The organism is Allomuricauda sp. XS_ASV26, from assembly GCF_041224615.1.
GTDB lineage: Bacteria > Bacteroidota > Bacteroidia > Flavobacteriales > Flavobacteriaceae > Flagellimonas > Flagellimonas alginolytica.
The window spans coordinates 300,330-318,224 of sequence record NZ_JBGFGK010000030.1; the positions used below are offsets into that span (position 1 = coordinate 300,330).

At 41.5% G+C, this 17,895-nt stretch carries 16 protein-coding genes; 9 read left to right on the top strand and 7 right to left on the bottom strand.

Translation table 11 applies throughout. The features are described 5' to 3' along the window. Positions 1 to 32: 32 nt before the first annotated feature. Positions 33 to 686, bottom strand: coding sequence for a TrmH family RNA methyltransferase (locus tag AB9K32_RS06500; protein WP_369884716.1), 654 nt, complete (start codon positions 684 to 686; stop codon positions 33 to 35). A 170-nt stretch (positions 687 to 856) separates the two neighbouring features. Here AB9K32_RS06500 and AB9K32_RS06505 point away from each other — a divergent pair, with 170 nt between their 5' ends. The 3 genes from AB9K32_RS06505 (at position 857) to AB9K32_RS06515 (ending at position 3,586) form a co-directional block, all read left to right on the top strand. Then, positions 857 to 1,441: a hypothetical protein gene (locus AB9K32_RS06505; RefSeq protein WP_224836642.1), complete on the top strand. Its 585-nt coding sequence runs from the start codon at positions 857 to 859 to the stop codon at positions 1,439 to 1,441. A gap of 119 nt (positions 1,442 to 1,560) precedes the next feature. Continuing rightward, positions 1,561 to 2,328, top strand: a complete 768-nt coding sequence (locus AB9K32_RS06510; protein WP_224836641.1) for a hypothetical protein — start codon at positions 1,561 to 1,563, stop codon at positions 2,326 to 2,328. Positions 2,329 to 2,371: 43 nt separating this feature from the next. After that, a complete protein-coding gene (locus tag AB9K32_RS06515; RefSeq protein ID WP_369884717.1) occupies positions 2,372 to 3,586 on the top strand; it encodes a hypothetical protein in 1,215 nt (404 codons plus the stop codon). Between the two features lie 69 nt (positions 3,587 to 3,655). On the opposite strand, the gene carB is transcribed toward AB9K32_RS06515, so the two are convergent. Further along, on the bottom strand, positions 3,656 to 6,508 hold the full coding sequence (carB, locus tag AB9K32_RS06520; protein WP_369884718.1) for a carbamoyl-phosphate synthase large subunit: 2,853 nt from the start codon (positions 6,506 to 6,508) through the stop codon (positions 3,656 to 3,658). A gap of 95 nt (positions 6,509 to 6,603) precedes the next feature. Further along, positions 6,604 to 6,762, bottom strand: coding sequence for a 50S ribosomal protein L34 (rpmH, locus tag AB9K32_RS06525; protein WP_072882462.1), 159 nt, complete (start codon positions 6,760 to 6,762; stop codon positions 6,604 to 6,606). Positions 6,763 to 6,929: 167 nt separating this feature from the next. Here rpmH and AB9K32_RS06530 point away from each other — a divergent pair, with 167 nt between their 5' ends. Together AB9K32_RS06530 and AB9K32_RS06535 are read left to right on the top strand one after the other, a co-directional pair. Further along, the gene (locus tag AB9K32_RS06530) at positions 6,930 to 7,445 is read left to right on the top strand and encodes a DUF2892 domain-containing protein (RefSeq protein ID WP_224836638.1); all 516 of its coding nucleotides are present in this window, start codon (positions 6,930 to 6,932) and stop codon (positions 7,443 to 7,445) included. A gap of 280 nt (positions 7,446 to 7,725) precedes the next feature. Further along, a complete protein-coding gene (locus AB9K32_RS06535; RefSeq protein ID WP_369884719.1) occupies positions 7,726 to 8,304 on the top strand; it encodes a sigma-70 family RNA polymerase sigma factor in 579 nt (192 codons plus the stop codon). Between the two features lie 113 nt (positions 8,305 to 8,417). Here AB9K32_RS06535 and AB9K32_RS06540 read toward each other — a convergent pair whose 3' ends face one another. Both AB9K32_RS06540 and AB9K32_RS06545 read right to left on the bottom strand, forming a co-directional pair. After that, on the bottom strand, positions 8,418 to 9,386 hold the full coding sequence (locus AB9K32_RS06540; RefSeq protein WP_369884720.1) for a lytic transglycosylase domain-containing protein: 969 nt from the start codon (positions 9,384 to 9,386) through the stop codon (positions 8,418 to 8,420). Positions 9,387 to 9,435: 49 nt separating this feature from the next. Continuing rightward, on the bottom strand, positions 9,436 to 10,098 hold the full coding sequence (locus AB9K32_RS06545) for an alpha/beta hydrolase (RefSeq protein ID WP_369884721.1): 663 nt from the start codon (positions 10,096 to 10,098) through the stop codon (positions 9,436 to 9,438). A gap of 162 nt (positions 10,099 to 10,260) precedes the next feature. Between AB9K32_RS06545 and AB9K32_RS06550 the strand changes: the two genes are divergently transcribed. Then, entirely contained in the window at positions 10,261 to 10,554 is a 294-nt protein-coding gene (locus tag AB9K32_RS06550) for a GNAT family N-acetyltransferase (protein ID WP_224836634.1), read from the top strand. A gap of 49 nt (positions 10,555 to 10,603) precedes the next feature. Here the strand turns inward: AB9K32_RS06550 and mtaB are convergent, their stop codons facing one another. Next, positions 10,604 to 11,932 carry a tRNA (N(6)-L-threonylcarbamoyladenosine(37)-C(2))-methylthiotransferase MtaB gene (gene mtaB / locus AB9K32_RS06555; RefSeq protein ID WP_369884722.1) on the bottom strand — a complete coding sequence of 443 codons (1,329 nt, stop codon included), beginning with the start codon at positions 11,930 to 11,932 and terminating at the stop codon, positions 10,604 to 10,606. Between the two features lie 176 nt (positions 11,933 to 12,108). On the opposite strand from mtaB, the gene AB9K32_RS06560 reads away from it, so the two are divergent. The 3 genes from AB9K32_RS06560 to AB9K32_RS06570 all read left to right on the top strand — a co-directional run bounded on the left by AB9K32_RS06560 (position 12,109) and on the right by AB9K32_RS06570 (position 16,656). Next, entirely contained in the window at positions 12,109 to 14,154 is a 2,046-nt protein-coding gene (locus AB9K32_RS06560; RefSeq protein ID WP_369884723.1) for an amidohydrolase family protein, read from the top strand. A 193-nt stretch (positions 14,155 to 14,347) separates the two neighbouring features. After that, the gene (locus AB9K32_RS06565; RefSeq protein ID WP_252079984.1) at positions 14,348 to 15,223 is read left to right on the top strand and encodes an amidohydrolase family protein; all 876 of its coding nucleotides are present in this window, start codon (positions 14,348 to 14,350) and stop codon (positions 15,221 to 15,223) included. A 353-nt stretch (positions 15,224 to 15,576) separates the two neighbouring features. Continuing rightward, entirely contained in the window at positions 15,577 to 16,656 is a 1,080-nt protein-coding gene (locus AB9K32_RS06570) for a family 16 glycoside hydrolase (protein WP_369884724.1), read from the top strand. A 3-nt stretch (positions 16,657 to 16,659) separates the two neighbouring features. Here AB9K32_RS06570 and AB9K32_RS06575 read toward each other — a convergent pair whose 3' ends face one another. Beyond that, complete coding sequence (locus AB9K32_RS06575; protein ID WP_369884725.1) at positions 16,660 to 17,835, bottom strand: GlmU family protein; 1,176 nt, start codon at positions 17,833 to 17,835, stop codon at positions 16,660 to 16,662. Positions 17,836 to 17,895: the final 60 nt, after the last annotated feature.

A 17,895-nucleotide genomic window follows, 5' to 3' on the forward strand; every position in this document is an offset into this window, starting at 1 on the left:
GATTGATTTACAATTAAAAGTACAAAATTATTTTACGTGTTCCGGTATCTTTTAATGATTCCCTCAACATCTTTGATGGATTTTTTGGTCCAGTCCAACCGCTTATCGAGAACTTCCATAGGGGTTAATTGCCAATCAAGATTGGAACTGCGTACTTTTTGCGCCAGTTCTTGAATAATTATAGCGGCGGAAACAGAAACATTTAGGCTTTCTGAAAATCCGACCATGGGTATTTTTAAAAACCCATCCGCCCGTTGCATAACCTCTTTGGACAACCCCTCTCTTTCTGTTCCAAAAAAAATGGCCGATTTTTTTTGCGGATAGAAATCATGAAGCAGTGATGAATCGTCATGTGGAGTGGTTGCTACAATCTGATACCCTTCATTCTTCAGTTTTGAGATACAATCCGTTGTGGTTTGATATCGGTTCACATCCACCCATTGTTCGGCGCCCATGGCAATATTTTTGTCCATCCGTTTTCCAAAACGATCTTCCACCACATGTAGATCCTGGACCCCAAAAACATCGCAACTTCGTAAAATAGCACTAGTATTGTGCAACTGGTAAACATCTTCAACCGCTACGGTAATATGTCGGGTCCTTTTTTGCAATACATCACAAAAACGCTGTTTACGTTCTTCGGTAAGGTACCCTTCCAGATAGTTTAGCAATTCATGGTCAAACATAAAACCAAGATAGCAAAAAATGGAAATTTGGGCTTTTAATGCCTTACAAACGCTTCAATTCTATGAATATTGAGGGCACTGTATAATTCGTCAAAATTGATAGTTCAAGGTTCGCATCTGATATTTTATTTATATTTTCATTTCCATTGAATATAAACAACGCGCTCTATATGAAAAATGCACCTATTGTTTTAATTCCGATTGTACTTGCGCTAGCATCTTGTTTGGACTCTAAACAAAAGAAAAGAGATTCATCTTTAGATATGGATGCCTTCCATACCGTGACCGTTAAAGGGAATTACAGTGTTGACATACCTAGATTTATGACAACCACTACAGGTCTGAACGAAGAAGCTTCATTACAATACCAAAGCCTACTCAACGAAGCTTACCTTTTGATCATTGATGAACCCAAATCTGGATTTAAGCAAGTTTATGAGGATTTAGGACAATACGATAAAAATCTATCCCTTTTGGAAAACTACAGACAGGCCAGGCTACAAATCCTTTCCAGAACCACAAAAGTAAACAGTAAGACCAACCCAAAACCATTTAAAATCAACAACTTGAATTCAATATACCAAGAAGTTGACGCTACATTGAGAAATGTGGACAACGAAATCTCATATTTTATAACATTTGTAGAAGGAAACGATCATGTTTACATGATAATGGCATGGACTTTAAATAGCAAAAAACAAGAGCACAAAAAAACCTTTAAAACGATTGCCGAATCGTTTAAACTTATTCACTGATTCTGAGCCTGTACTCCGTGCATTTCATCTGATTTTTCATACTTTCTATCTACTGTCAGTTAGTTTCAATAGCTGATTTATCTACATTTGGGAAATTAATGTTCAATACACTTAGCCCCATGAAGAAACATTTACCCCTGAAGTTTACATCTTTATTTTTATTTCTTTTAACCCTCATAGCCTGTAGTTCAGAAGACGGCACCAACGGACTGGATGGCAGAGACGGCATTGATGGACTAGATGGAGAAAACGGTTTAAATAGTTTAGTAAATACTGCGGTTGAAGACCCCGGTACTAATTGTGCAAATGGAGGCTTTCGATTGGATTTTGGTTTGGACATCAATAGTAATGGAACACTGGAGGCGAGCGAGGTTACCTCTTCCCAATATGTTTGTAACACAGAATCATCAACAGGGTTGTCCAGCTTGGTGAGTACGGCAATTGAACTACCTGGTGAAAATTGCTCAAACGGAGGATACAAGCTGGATGTTGGTATCGACAACAACTCAAATGGCATTTTGGATATTAATGAAGTAACCACCTCCGAATACCTTTGTAATGGAGAAGCTGGCGACTTTACATATCAAAGTTATACTTCCCTAATAAGCCAATCGGGCACCAATGACCCGACCGAACAAGTCCTAGAAAACAATATCAATATTACCATTACCTGGACACGGGAGGCCCAGGGCATTTACACAGGAACACTCGATAGCCCTATCGACATTAGTAAAACCGTTATCTTTTTCAGCACCCCAACCACCCATACAAGTGTAAGGGGAACTTTGGAAAGCACTACGGAAATAAGGTTGGAGCTCCAAAACGGGATAAACGCTTTTGCGGACAATTTTGATAATCTCTCCTTTGAACTAAGGGAATATGAATAAAATATTTTACCAAAGCAATATTACTGCACTAACACAACAAAACATGAAAAAGCTAACCCCATTTTACACCGTATTCGCTCTATTGCTTGGTGCAATTGCATACGGGCAAAACTCTTTCCCTGCATCCGGCACTGTTGGAATTGGGACATTAACCCCCGACACGAATTATGCCCTGGATATTAACGGCTCGTTAAATGCCACGGAAATAAACGTAACCAACCTATTGGTTGGTGGAAGCCCTATGCAAAGCTCTCCTTGGAACCTGAACGGAAATAATATATTTTATTCAAGTGGAAATGTAGGTATAGGCACCAATACCCCTAATTACGAATTGGATATTGCAGGTACACTTAACGCGTCCAATATTTTGGTCAACGGCACTCCTTTGGAGAATTCCAGTTCACCTTGGACAACCACCGGCAGTGATATTTCATTTACAACGGGAGATGTGGATGTTGCTACCTTGAACGCCACAGAAATCCTATTGAACGGAACCACATTGGTTTCTTCACCATGGATTGTTTCTGGCAACGACCTCTCATATACATCTGGAAATATTGGCATTGGAACTGCTGCTTCAGGATATGCTTTGGATGTGGCAGGTACGATCAATGCTACCAACTTTTTGGTAAATGGGTCACCTTTGTCTTCTGGCTCTTCACCATGGACCACATCCGGCAATGACATTTCCTATGCAACTGGAAATGTGGGAATCGGAACTGCTGCTTCAGGATATGCTTTAGATGTGGCAGGTACAATCAATGCTACCAACTTTTTGGTAAATGGGGCACCTTTGTCTTCTGGCTCTTCACCATGGACCACATCCGGCAATGACATTTCCTATGCAACCGGAAATGTGGGAATCGGAACTTCCAACACACAAGGATATATGTTTGCCGTAGCTGGAAGCATGGTCGCCGAATCTGTTAAAGTGGAACTTGAGGGAAATTGGCCTGATTTTGTGTTTGAAAAAAATTACACGCTTTTAAGTTTAAAAGAAGTTGAAGCATTTATCAATAAGAATGGACATCTACCCAATGTTCCAAGTGCCGAAGAGATAAAAAACAATGGTATAGATCTTGGGGAAATGGACGCAACTTTGTTACAAAAAATCGAAGAGCTCACCCTACATTCCATTCAGCAGCAAAAAGAAATAGAAAGCTTAAAAGAAATTAACCAAAAGCTATCCGATCAGAATAAAGTACTCTTATTGCTACAGGAAAGATTAGCAAAGTTGGAGTCAGTAAAACAGGAGTAAAATAACACATCGTTAAACATAAAAAGGGCCGCTATCTGCGGCCCTTTTTTATTCTCGATCAGTAATGAATTACTTGCTCAAATACATTTTCCTTCTGGAATACAGGTTATAGAACTCATCATCTTTTAAACTGTCGATGAACAAAATACTCTCTCCTGTACTTTTCATCTCGGGCCCCAGATTTTTATTTACGTTAGGGAACTTATTAAAAGAGAAAACGGGTTGCTTAATGGCATAGCCTTCCAATTGTGGATTAAAGTTGAAATCCTTCACCTTTTTATCTCCCAACATTACTTTAGTGGCATAATTCACATAAGGCTCTTTGTATGCCTTGGCAATAAATGGTACTGTACGCGATGCCCTAGGGTTCGCTTCAATAATATAAACCGTATCATCTTTTACAGCAAACTGAATATTGATCAAACCAACGGTATTAAGTGCCAACGCAATTTTTTTGGTATGATCTTTTATTTGTTGCATCACAAACTCGCCTAAATTAAAGGGTGGCAATGTTGCATTGGAATCACCTGAATGGATTCCACAAGGTTCAATATGCTCCATAATCCCAATAATGTACACATCCTCACCGTCGCAAATGGCATCTGCCTCTGCCTCGATAGCGCCATCCAAGTAATGATCCAACAGCAGCTTGTTGTTCGGTATCTTGCGCAACAAGTCCACCACATGGGCTTCCAGTTCCTCTTTATTGATCACAATTTTCATTCCTTGGCCACCCAATACATAAGAAGGCCTTACCAATAATGGGAATTTCAATTCCTCGGCCAAATCCAAAGCTTCGTCCGCTGTTTCGGCCACGCCAAATTTCGGGTAAGGAATATCGTTGTTCTTCAGCAGGGTGGAAAAACTACCTCTATCCTCGGCCAAGTCGAGAGACTGGAAGCTGGTTCCGATGATGTTGATACCATACTTATCCAGTTTCTCGGCAAGTTTGAGCGCGGTCTGTCCGCCCAACTGCACAATTACGCCTTCTGGCTTTTCGTGAAGGATAATATCGTAAATATGCTCCCAGAACACGGGTTCAAAGTATAGTTTGTCCGCTGTATCAAAATCGGTGGAAACGGTTTCCGGGTTGCAATTGATCATAATGGTCTCGTAACCGCATTCGGCAGCCGCCAAAACTCCGTGTACACAGCAGTAGTCGAACTCGATTCCTTGCCCTATTCGATTGGGACCAGACCCTAAAACAACAATCTTTTTCTTGTCGGTCACCACACTATCATTGGCCACGTAGCGTTCTCCGGTCGGTGTTTCGATTTCTTCTTCGAAAGTAGAGTAATAATAAGGTGTTACCGCTTTAAACTCCGCAGCACAGGTATCCACCAGTTTGTATACTCGGTTGATGTTCAAGTCCATACGTTTGCTGTGCACTTCGCTTTCCCAGCAATCCAACATGTGGGCAATCTGTCTGTCCGCAAAACCTTTTTGTTTTGCTTCCAACAACAGTGCTTTTGGCAAGCTTTCTATGGTGTATTTTGATATTTCCATCTCCAAGAAGTGCAATTCCTCGTATTGTTTAAGGAACCACATATCTATCTTGGTGATCTCGTGGATACGTTTTAATGGTATTCCCAGTTGAATGGCGTCATAGATTACAAAAACCCTATCCCAGCTGGGTACACGTAATTTCTCAATGATGGTTTCGTAATCTTTGTATCCTTTACCATCGGCTCCCAGACCATTACGCTTAATCTCCAAGGATTGTGTAGCCTTGTGTAGGGCTTCTTGGAACGAACGCCCAATTCCCATCACCTCTCCTACCGACTTCATTTGGAGTCCCAAGGTTCTGTCAGAACCTTCGAATTTATCAAAGTTCCAGCGTGGTATTTTTACGATTACGTAGTCCAATGTTGGTTCGAACAAAGCTGAAGTCGACTTGGTAATCTGGTTGTCCAACTCATCCAACGTATAACCAATGGCCAATTTAGCAGCGATTTTTGCAATCGGATACCCCGTGGCCTTGGATGCCAACGCAGAGGAACGGGAAACCCTCGGGTTAATTTCAATGGCTATAATGTCTTCTTTTTCGTCCGGGCTAACGGCAAACTGTACGTTACATCCACCGGCAAAATCCCCAATGCTGCGCATCATATGGATGGCCATATCACGCATTCGTTGAAACGTCCTGTCCGATAGGGTCATAGCGGGAGCCACCGTAATGGAATCCCCTGTGTGGATACCCATTGGATCCATATTCTCGATAGTACAGATGATGACTACGTTGTCGTTTTTGTCACGTAGCAGTTCCAATTCATATTCCTTCCACCCCATTAGGGCCTTATCGATCATCACTTCGTGAATTGGGGACACTTCCAACCCATGGCTCAGCTGACCATCAAAATCCTCCGGGTCGTGAACTATGGCCGCACCTGCTCCACCAAGGGTAAAAGAAGCCCTGATTACCAATGGAAATCCAAATTCTTGGGCAATTTCCTTTCCTTTTAGGAACGAGGTCGCCGAGGCCTGGGGAGGCATGCCTATTCCAATTTTCAGCATTAATTCCCTAAACTTTTCTCGGTCTTCGGTTATGTTGATGGCATCAATGTCAACCCCGATGATCTCCACTCCAAAATCTTCCCATATCCCTTTATCATCTGCTTCGATACAAAGATTCAGCGCTGTTTGCCCGCCCATGGTCGGTAAAACCGCATCAATATTGGGATGCTTTTTAAGTATTTCGATTATCGACTTAGTGGTCAACGGTTTAAGGTAAACATGATCTGCCATAGCTGGGTCCGTCATAATGGTGGCGGGGTTGCTATTTATCAAAATGGTTTCTATACCATCTTCCCGTAGGGAGCGAAGTGCTTGGGAACCGGAATAATCGAACTCACATGCCTGACCGATGATGATCGGACCAGAACCAATGATCAAAATGGAATTTAAATCTTTTCTTTTGGGCATTTTCTTAAGGGGTTTCTCGGTTATCTGCTTATATGTCAAAAAAAAGGTGTTACCTAGAAAAGTAACACCTTTAATTTAAATAATAAATACTATCATTATTTTTTATGTCTTGGCTCAGAGGAAACAGTTAATCTTTTTCTTCCTTTGGCTCTTCTTCTCGCAAGAACTTTTCTACCATTGGCAGTCGCCATGCGCTCCCTAAAACCATGCTTGTTTCTTCTCTTCCTTTTGGATGGTTGATACGTTCTTTTCATTTCCGAACTGTTTTATGGATTTGTTGATGGGAAGTTACTCTTCCCTAAAAAATTCTGGGCGCAAATATACAAAGACTTTTTACTTTGGCAAGCCCAAACTTAAAATATTTAATTAAGTTTTTAGTACTTTTGCCTGCGCTTAACTAAAGGTAAAAACTCTAGACCACATGTTCAATAAAAATATCAAGCTCGTTATTGCCGTTCTTATTATAGCCTATGCCGTATTTCAGTTTATTGAGGGCAATATTGGCAATGGAATTGCACTGATCTTGCTCTCCCTTGTTTTCATTTTTCTTTATTTCCGGAACGAGTTCATTCTTTTGGCGTTTCTTAAAATGAGAAAACAGGATTTGGACGGTGTACAGGGCTGGTTGGATAAAATTAAGAACCCTGAGTCTGCTTTGATCAAAAAGCAAGTGGGATATTACAATTATTTGCACGGTATCATCTACTCCCAGAAAAATCTGACCCAGGCCGAGAAATACTTTAAAAAGGCCCTAAAATTTGGTTTGACCATGGATTACGATGTGGCCATGACCAAATTGAGCTTGGCCGGTATTGCCATGCAAAAGCGCAGAAAGCGTGAAGCAACACAATTGTTGCAAGAAGCCAAAAAATTGGATAAAAACAATATGCTTACCGATCAAATCAAAATGATGCAGCAGCAGATGAAAAAGATTTAATTTTTACTTTATCTTTTTATTTTGGTGGTATTGCACACTTGATTTGGGATGCCTCCGCTCCATAATTTGTTATTAAGAGGCCCCTTAAAAATTTCTGTATTTCGAATGCATCTTTTTTAAAGTTCTATCGTCTATTAAGTGAACCATAAAATTCATTCACTTATGAAAACAGATAAATCTTGTAATTGCAATTGCGAACCTTGTAACAACGAAAGATGTTCAGATTGTACATGCAACAACTGTACATGCACCAATTGTAATTGTTAAACCAAGAATCAGCTTGAACATCATAATTCAAGCTGATTTTTTATCTTTAAGTATGACCACAACACAGATTTGGGAGACATATTCGGAAGACATCAAACGTTTTATTCTCAGTAAAACCAAAGATGAAACTGTTGCAAACGATATTTTACAAGACACCTTTATAAAGGTACACACCAAGCTGCACACCCTAAAAGATAGCAACAAGCTAAAATCTTGGTTGTTTTCCGTAGCGCGATATACTTTGATGGATTATTTAAAAACCAGTAAAGTAAAAATTGAATTTAATGATTTTGATACAGAGGATGTTCCTGAAACCCATGAACATACCGAAAAAGATTGTTTAAGAGGTATTTTAGTTAATCTACCTAAAAAGTACAGAGAACCTATCTTTTTGGCCGATATAATGGGATTAAAACAAAAAGAGGTTGCAAAAAAATTAAGTTTACCGTTACCCACCGTAAAATCGCAAATACAACGTGGACGACAAAAAATTGCCGAAGGCTTTATGGATTGCTGTGGTTACGAAATGAGTGAACAAGGCTATCTAGTAGGCCAATTACAGGACAAAGAGGATTGCAAAATTTGCAAGTAGACCCGAATAAAACTATTCTTTTGTTTTGCTTTGGAGTGTTAGGTATTGAGATAGATAACCCCAAACAAAAAGCAATTTACCAGTGTAACCAAAAATATTAGGGCCAATACCAATTACTTCCCCACATTCCCCACTCGGTAATATCCTTTGTTCGGTATTTCTATGGTGTACTTTTTGCGGGAAGCATTGTTTAAATGAGGTTCGCGCAACCAAGGGTTGTGCCGTTTTAATATCTTATAGTTTATTTCGTACTGTTCTGCGAAATCCGCCCAATTGGATACCGCAGTATCAATTTCAACGGTAAAAGTGGGCACCTTTTCGTACATATCGTCCTGATCTAACTGAAAACCATATTTCTCTGGATGGGATAGAATTTCCTTAATGGCCAAAATGCGGAACACATAGCGGCCTGTCTCCTGCCCCAACAATAGATCGTAATAATCGTCCACTTGTTGAATATCCATATATTTTTGAACCCCGGCAGGTCCGGCATTGTACGCGGCTGCGGTAAGGGTCCAGCTACCAAAACGATTTTTCCATTTGTTTAAATAGTCGCAAGCGACCTGAGTCGCTTTTTCCACATGATAGCGTTCATCCACATTGGAATTGACCTCCAGACCGTACTCCTTGCCCGTGGCGCGCATTATCTGCCAAAAACCGGTAGCCCCTGCTGGGGAAACTACATTTTGCAAACCACTTTCGGCCACGGCCAAATATTTAAAATCATCCGGGATTCCGTTCTTTTTAAGAATGGGTTCAATGATTGGAAAGTATTTGTTGGCCCTTTTCATCAATAAAAGGGCATTGGATTGCCAATAGGTGTTCACCAAAAACTCCCGGTCCACGCGCTCCATGATCTCTGGATCTTCCTGTGGAACCGCTTCTCCGGCAAAATTCAGGTCCTCAGGGATTTCAATGGCGCTTATTTGATATGTATCCGCAACATTTTTGTCCGATTCCGTTGTTTCAACTTCTTGCAATTCTGGTTTTTCATCCACTTCATTCGACTGCACGGCAAAAATCAACGTGCTCACTACGGCCATTAATCCAATAAAGGCCAATATGTTTTTTACTTGTTTCATGTCTTCCCTAATTTATTATCAATGTAAAGATACTATTATATAGACGAAATTATTCCAAAATAATTGTGGAGAGGTGCTCATTGAACCAACGAGCACGGTGAATGATCATGGTATGTGTGCCATTTTTTACCAAAATGCAGTCCTTTATATGGGATGTTGGAAAAACTGCATCTTTCTCCCCTTGAATATGAACCGTATTTTTTAGCGGAGTTTCCTGTTTCCAGTTCACAATTTGATCAATGGACCAATCAATATAATATTTGTCGCGAACGGACAGATATTTTTCGTACAAGTGCAAACGCTTGGTCACGGTTTCGCCAAAGGCATATTTGGCCAACAATTCCACATTGTTCACCAAACCCGTTGGTAGCAGTTTGTGGACTTTGGTGTACTTGGCAAAAATCATTTTTTTAGGTAGCTCGTGCTTACTTTTTACCGACGATACCACGATCAGCTTTCGTACGGGCATGATCTTGGCCATCTCTTGTACCAACATACCACCAAATGAAACCCCCAACAAAACTGGGTTGGGTTCGTTTATTTTTTTGCACATTTTTTTGGCATATGCTTCCAAATCCATTCCTTTTTCGGGCACGAACCACTCCAAGGTATGGCAAGTAAATTGGTCTTCCGGAAGCTTGATCCCCTCAAAAATCGAAGAATTGGCAGCCATTCCTGGCATTAGGTAGAGATGGGTTTTGTTATCGGTCATAGTACACCAAATATCGATAAGGACTAGGAAATTAGCAATATTTTCACTACTTTTGTAGCCCTTTTGCAGCCGACCCCACCTAACCGATACATTATTTATATGATGGGGGAATTAGAGATACCTTAAGGTATTTCTGCGAGTCATTAAAAAAACAAGTTCTATATGACAACATTGGAAATCACTGACAATAGTTTCCTACGCCAATTTGAAACTACCGTCAATGGGCATTTAGCCAAAATTGAGTACTCTTCACAAGAGCGTAAAGTATTTTTGACCAAACTGGTTATTCCGGAAGAAATTACAAAAGAAGGCTTTAAAGAGGATTTTATTAAAGCTGTATTGAACGAAATCCAAGAGAAAAATCTAAGAGTTGTGCCTACAAGTCCGCAAATTGCAGGTTTCTTAAGAAAAAACAGGCAGTACAAGGAAATGTTGCCCGTAGGTATCCGAATCTGATTTGATCAATGATCAAAAACATCCAAGCCTCCTTTTTCAGGAGGTTTTTTTATGCCACAATCTCACTGGAAACAAACTTGAAGCGAACCAGTCCATCCGCGTCGATATCTTCTAACTCTACTTGGTGCAAGGTGTTCACCAAAGCAGGGTCCCAAGGAGCCTTTACCTTGATGTAGTTTTCGGTAAAGCCATGAATATAGCCTTTCTTGTTCTCCCCTTCGAACAGTACGGTCCGTACAGTACCCAATTGGCTCTCGTAAAAAGCCCTTCTTTTTTTGGCAGACAGTCCCCTTAACATTTTACTACGTTTGTTGCGTACCTTTTTGGGCACCACATCTTCCATTTCGGCCGCTACTGTATTGTCCCTTTCAGAATAGGTAAATACATGCAGGTAAGAAATATCCAAATCGTTCAAAAAGTGATAGGTTTCCAAGAAGTGTTCGTCCGTTTCCCCAGGGAACCCAACGATCACATCTACACCAATACAGGCGTGGGGCATAGCAGATTTGATGCGTTTCACCCTATCCACATACAAATTGGACAAATATCGACGTCGCATCTTCTTTAAAATATCGTCGCTCCCACTCTGCAAAGGCACATGAAAATGGGGAACGAAGGAGTTGCTCTGTGCAACAAAATCGATAGTCTCGTTCTTTAACAAGTTTGGTTCTATGGAAGATATGCGCAATCTATGGATACCATTGATGGTATCCAACGCTTTTACCAAATCCAAAAAGGTATGCTCATGCTTTTTATTGCCAAACTCACCTTTCCCGTAGTCGCCAATATTTACCCCGGTAAGTACGATCTCCTTAATATCCTGCGAGGCTATTTTTCTGGCGTTGTTCAATACATTGCTCAATGTATCGCTGCGCGAAATACCGCGTGCCAAGGGAATAGTACAATATGTACATTTGTAATCGCAGCCGTCCTGCACCTTTAAAAAGGCACGTGTGCGGTCGCCAATGGCGTAACTCCCCACATAAAAATCGGCATCTTCGATTTCACAAGAGTGCACTTCTCCCTTATCGTTCTTGGTAAGGTCGTTCAAATAGTCCGTGATCTTGAACTTTTCCGTTGCACCCAGCACCAAATCAACACCATCCACCTCGGCCAATTCTTCTGGTTTTAACTGGGCGTAACAGCCCACAGCCGCTACAAAAGCATCGGGATTCGACTTTTGGGCCTGTTTTACAATAGTTTTAAAGCGTTTATCCGCATTTTCCGTTACCGAACAGGTATTGATTACGTATACATCTGCTTTATCCGAAAAGTCCACACGCTGAAAATCCTCCTTTTCAAAACCTCTGGCAATTGTAGAAGTTTCGGAGAAATTGAGTTTACAACCCAATGTGTAAAATGCGACCTTTTTGCTCATTTGCCTGCCTTAATTTTAGGGGGCGCAAAGATAACGATTTGTTGTGAGTTATCGAAAATGATCGCATTGTTGATAACCCAACTGTAAAATGCCCGCTGTCAACTGTTTACTGCCTACCAAAAAATAGAAAAAAGCATAAAATTAGTTAACTTGAACCATAAACTAAAATCAACTCAATGAAAATCAGATTACTTCTAATAGGATTGATCGTATTGACCTCCTATTCTTGTAAAACCGAAACCAACTCGTCCTTGGCAGATTATCAAGGAGAAGAAAACTATTCCGTGATCATAAGCGATACCAAAGTAGGGTACCTAAAAGTGAATACCATTGGAGATACCATTAATATAGATTACGACTATAAGAACAATGGCCGTGGACCAACAATAAAAGAGACCCTTGTCCTCGACTCCAAAGGCTTCCCGGTTAGCTGGGAAGTAACAGGTAACACCACATTTGGAAATGCAGTGAACGAAAAATTCTCCATGGAGGGCGATGGTGCTTCATGGACCGATGCCACCGGTTCGGGCAATACTGTTTTGGATGCCCCAAAGCTTTATGTAAACCAATTTGGCAGCCCGTACACCGCAGTCTTGGCTGCTCGATTATTGATGGATGCCCCCAATAACACCTTACCCGTGCTTCCTGCCGGTAATCTTACTTTGACCAAAATGGAAGAGGTAAATGTACCGAATGCATCAGGTGACGGTGAATTGGCCTTGACCACCTATGCCCTATCCGGTGCCGAAATGAATCCATCTTACTTTATTGTGGATGAAAACAACAAATTCTTCGCCGCTATCTCACCACGATATATTGTAATCAGGGATGGATACGAAGCCGAAGAAAAAAGTTTAAGGGAACTTGCCGAAAACTATTCTGCAGAACGCTACGAAAAGCTACAAAAAGAATTTGCCCACAACTACACTAAAAAGGTACGCATTGTCAATGTCAAGGTTTTTGATCCTAAAACATTGTCTTTGACCGACCCTGTATCCGTTGTGGTGGAAAATGAAAAAATCACGGCCATAGAAGCTGCAGATGCGACTGGCGACAACGAAGTTCTTATCCAAGGAAACGGTGGAACCCTAGTTCCTGGATTATATGAAATGCACGCCCACACGGGGGACAATGGTGCCTTATTGAATGTTTTGGCCGGAGTTACCTCTTTCAGAGATATGGGCAACAACACCGAAGTACTTAGCAACCTTATCGATAAAATCAATTCTGGTGAATTGGCAGGTCCACGGATAACCCGACTCGGATTCATCGAAGGAAAAAGTCCATACAGTAGCAATAACGGTATTTTGGTGGAAACAAAAGAGGAAGCCTTGGCCGCAGTGGACAGTTACGACAGCCTTGGCTTTTATGGTATAAAACTGTACAATAGTATGAACGGCGAATGGGCACCCGCCATTGTAAAAAAAGCACACGAACAAGGCTTGTTCGTTACAGGACATGTTCCTGCATTTTCCAATGCCAACGATATGCTAAGAGCAGGCTACGACGAGATGACGCACATTAACCAAACCATGCTTGGATGGGTACTGGAACCCGAAGAAGACACCCGGACCCTATTGCGCCTCACCGCCATGAAACGCTTTCCCCAATTGGATTTGAACAGCGATAAAGTACAGGAAACCTTGGACCTGTTCGTGGCCAACCAAACAGCAATGGACCCCACATTGTCAATACATGAACGCCTAATGCTCTCACGGAACGGCGAAGTTACGCCTGGCGCCTTGGATTATGTGGACCACATGCCGCCCAATGAACAGCGAAGCCTAAAAGTAGCCCTGGCTCAAATTGCCGACGATGAAGAGGATAAGGCCTACCGGGATGCCTACGATAAAATTGTGGAAACACTAAAATTAATGAAAGATAAAGGAATACTCATTGTTCCTGGAACCGATTTGGGGGGTGCATTTAACTTACATCGCGAACTAGAGCTCTATACTGAGCAATTGGGCTATACTCCCGCCGAAGTACTTAAACTTGCCAGCTATGATATGGCACAATACCTAGGACATGAAAGTTTGGGAAGCTTAGAAGTTGGTAAATTGGCCGATTTCTTCCTAGTGCCCGGAAACCCTGTGGAAAATATCAAGGCCATAAAAAGTATCGCCATGGTATCTCGCGGAGGAACAATTTACTACCCCTCCGAGGTATATCCCGCCTTTGGAATAACCCCGTTTACCGAAAAGCCCCAGATTTCGGAATAAACTAATTATTTATAAGTTACAAGGCCAGTGGAACAATCTCACTGGCTTTTTTCTGCAGCAGGTCCCAAAATTTTAAACTAACCGCCGGAATAGATACAAATTCCATTATTTTTTTGTTACTTGTAAATACTTCCCCCGCATACATGGGCATTGAAACACATTGCCTCATAGCTATACCTAAATTATGCACAAAATGAGAAAAATGGTAATGGCACTACTGCTGCCACTCTTTGCTTTCGCTCAAAACTATGGGCCGCCTATTATTGATATGCACCTACACGATTATACCCCACAGACATATTTCGTGGCCCCGGCCCGTGATGGTGTTTTCTCGCCCAAAGATTATGAAACCTTCAAAACTGAGCTAATTAAGGCCTTAAAAGAAAACAACATTACAAAAGCTGTTGTAAGCACTATTGGGGGAGCCAACACCTTGGATGATGAAGGCATTTTGATTCCTGGCTACTACACCAACTCTCCGCCAAAAGACACTGTGGCCTTCAAAGCATTGATAACCTCTGGCAAACTCAAAGTCTTTGGGGAAATAGGCGCTGTTTATGATGGTTACACCCTATCCGACCCCGAGTTTGAACCTTATTTGGACATTTGTGAGCGCTACGATATTCCCGTTGCAGTGCATACAGGTGGCGGTCCTTCCGATATTACGACCCGATGCTGTCCCAACTTTAGATTAAAATTGGGAGACCCTCTTACCTTGGAAGATGTTCTGGCCAAACACCCAAATCTACGTATCTATTTGATGCATGCCGGAGAGGTGTTTTATGAAAACGCTCTTCGTCTAATGCTACAATATTCTCAACTATATTCGGATTTGGGAGTGATATTATGGGTGGACGAACAACCAAAGGACTATGCAGAACAATTTTTACGTAAAGCCAAAAAATATGGCCTTATCGATAGGGTTATGTACGGCTCGGACCAAATGGTGTGGCCACATGCCATTAAAAAAAGTATCGATCAATTGAACAGTTACGATTTCTTGACCGAAAACGATAAAAGAAAAATTTTCTACGAAAACGCAGTACGTTTTTTACAATTGGAGGAGTAGGTATTTGATACCTACATTTTAATCCATACTATCTTATTAAAGCTATCTTGAACAGCATGGCTAGGTTCGCCGGCAGAAAGAAACAATAATCATGACCTTAACATTTTAATTTGAACCCTCACCAACAGGTATATATCCCCTAACACCATCCTATTCACCAAGCTAAATTCAATTTTAGACTATTTAGGACATCCATGTAACTTGTGGTCAATCTATAAGCCTGTTAAAAATAACGGTGCTGTTGTTTAAAGAGCCCTATACCAACCCTGCTTTTTTTAATTTTAAAGCGTTAGGAACACCGGTTACCTCCGACAACATAGGTGTTGATCATCAATCAAAAAAACAGATATACAATGAAACTTTCACGTATCCCATTGATAATTGGCGCGTTACTCTTTATGCGACCGATAAATGCCCAAACTACACAAAATATCCCTTTACAACCCGATTATTGGACTCCGGCCCAAGGTAGCTCGGTAAATTTTGAAAATTTTGATGGTAAAGAGACCATTATAGTCAATGGCACTGCTTTTGCCAAAGGATTCGAATTTTCCAACGGCGTTATGGAAATAGAAGTGTACGCCAACCAAAAACGTAGCTTTGCGGGCGTAGTCTTCCGTAAATCAGAAGGAAATTTTGAAGAGGTGTACATGCGCATGCACAAGTCGAGGCAAGTGGATGCGGTACAATACACCCCTACCTACAACAACGAGAGCAACTGGCAGTTGTATCCTGAATTTCAAGCGAATGTCGCCTTTAAGACCGAAGGTTGGAATCTGTTCCGGATAGAGGTCGAAGATTTAGCCGCCACCTTGTTTATCAATGGTGAAGAGGTGATGCGGATAGATCGATTAAGGTCGGGCAATTTAACAGGGGAAATTGGTCTTTTTGCCCTGTTCGGAAATAGGTTCGCCAACTTAAAAATTACCAAAACCGGTGAGGCCGTGGTTAAAGAGCCATATCCTATACTAACTCCCGAGAAAGGTATTATAGGCGAATGGGACATAACTGAGGCCCAACCTTATATAGAAGGCGAAATACGCTTCGAAGATTTTGAAAATGCAAAGACCACCACTGTTTACACTGAGCAATCTGGCATATTGCCCATTTCCAGATATTTGTCAAAGCCTACATCGGGCAACTTTGAACGCAACCAAGAAGCTTATACAGTAGCATCCGCAACCATAGCGGTGGATAACGCCCAGACCCGTTTATTCTCGTTTGATTTTAGCGATAAAATCATTGTGTATTTAAATGGGGAAGCCATTTTTTATGGCAATAATGCCTTCAGGTCAAAAAACAATCAGTTTCAAGGGCATTTAGGCCTAACTGCCAACAAAATTCCGCTTAAACTTAAAAAGGGGTTTAACACCCTGCACTGTGTGGTTATCGATAGAGCCAATGGTTGGGGACTAACGGGAAAGTTGGAATAAGGATTAAAAATTCCGCCATTTTTGGGTCAACTCAAAGACATGTTCCAAAATTTTGGCCTCGGTCCCGTTGAACTCCATATTGCGACGTTTCATCATGGCCTCGGCTACCTCAAATGCCTTATTGGTCCTAAAAGTGGTGTAGCCCGATGCACCTCCCCAACTAAAACTTGGGATAAAGTTTCTAGGAAAACCACTCCCGAAAATATTGGCGCTTACGCCTACCACAGTTCCGGTATTGAACATTACATTGATACCACATTTGGAATGGTCGCCCATCATTAAGCCACAAAACTGAAGCCCTGTTTTTTCAAAGCCTTCTATTTTGTAGTTCCACAGGCGTACAGGTGCGTAGTTGTTCTTTAGATTGGAGGTGTTGGTATCCGCCCCAATATTGCACCACTCCCCCAATACCGAATTGCCCAAAAAGCCATCGTGTCCTTTGTTGGAGTTGGCGAACAACACGGCATTGTTCACTTCCCCACCTAATTTACTTCCTGGCCCCGCGGTTACGGCACCATAAATTTTTGCTCCCATTTTTAAGATGGCGTTATCGCAGAGTGCCAATCCTCCACGAACGGTGCAACCTTCCATCATTAAAGCGTTTTTGCCAATATATATGGGGCCGGTGGAAGCGTTCAAAATACAGAAATCCACTACAGCGCCTTCCTCTATAAATATATTTTCAGGGTTTTTAACTTGGTTGGTATCGGGTATGGGCTCACTTTTTCTGCCTTTGGTAACCAAATCGAAATCAGATTGGAGGACAACCGCATTATTGGAAAAGATATCCCATGTTTTCCGAATGGCCAAAACACTACCAGTAAACGGTACAGCGATATAACTGGAAGCCTCAAATTGCATTTCGGGCCTATCGGTTACATAGGCAATATACCCATCGTTATCCATAAGCACCTCCCCCATTTTAAGTTTTTGAACAGCCTGCACCAAGGCACTGTTCGGAAGATAACTCCCATTGATCACTATATTTTGATCATTGGTCCTTAAAGGAAACTTTTCGGACAGGTAATCTTCGGTTCGAAAACTAACTGGGGCCTTCAACCATCTTTCCCATTTTTCGGCTATGGTCAAAATACCTATACGGATTCCAGCTACGGGACGCGTTAAGGTAAAGGGGAACAGGTCTTCGCGGTGGTTACCGTCAGAAAGGATATAGTTCATTGCTCAACTTTGAATACTGTAAAAATAAAAAACGCCCTCGAAAACCATCGAGAGCGTCCA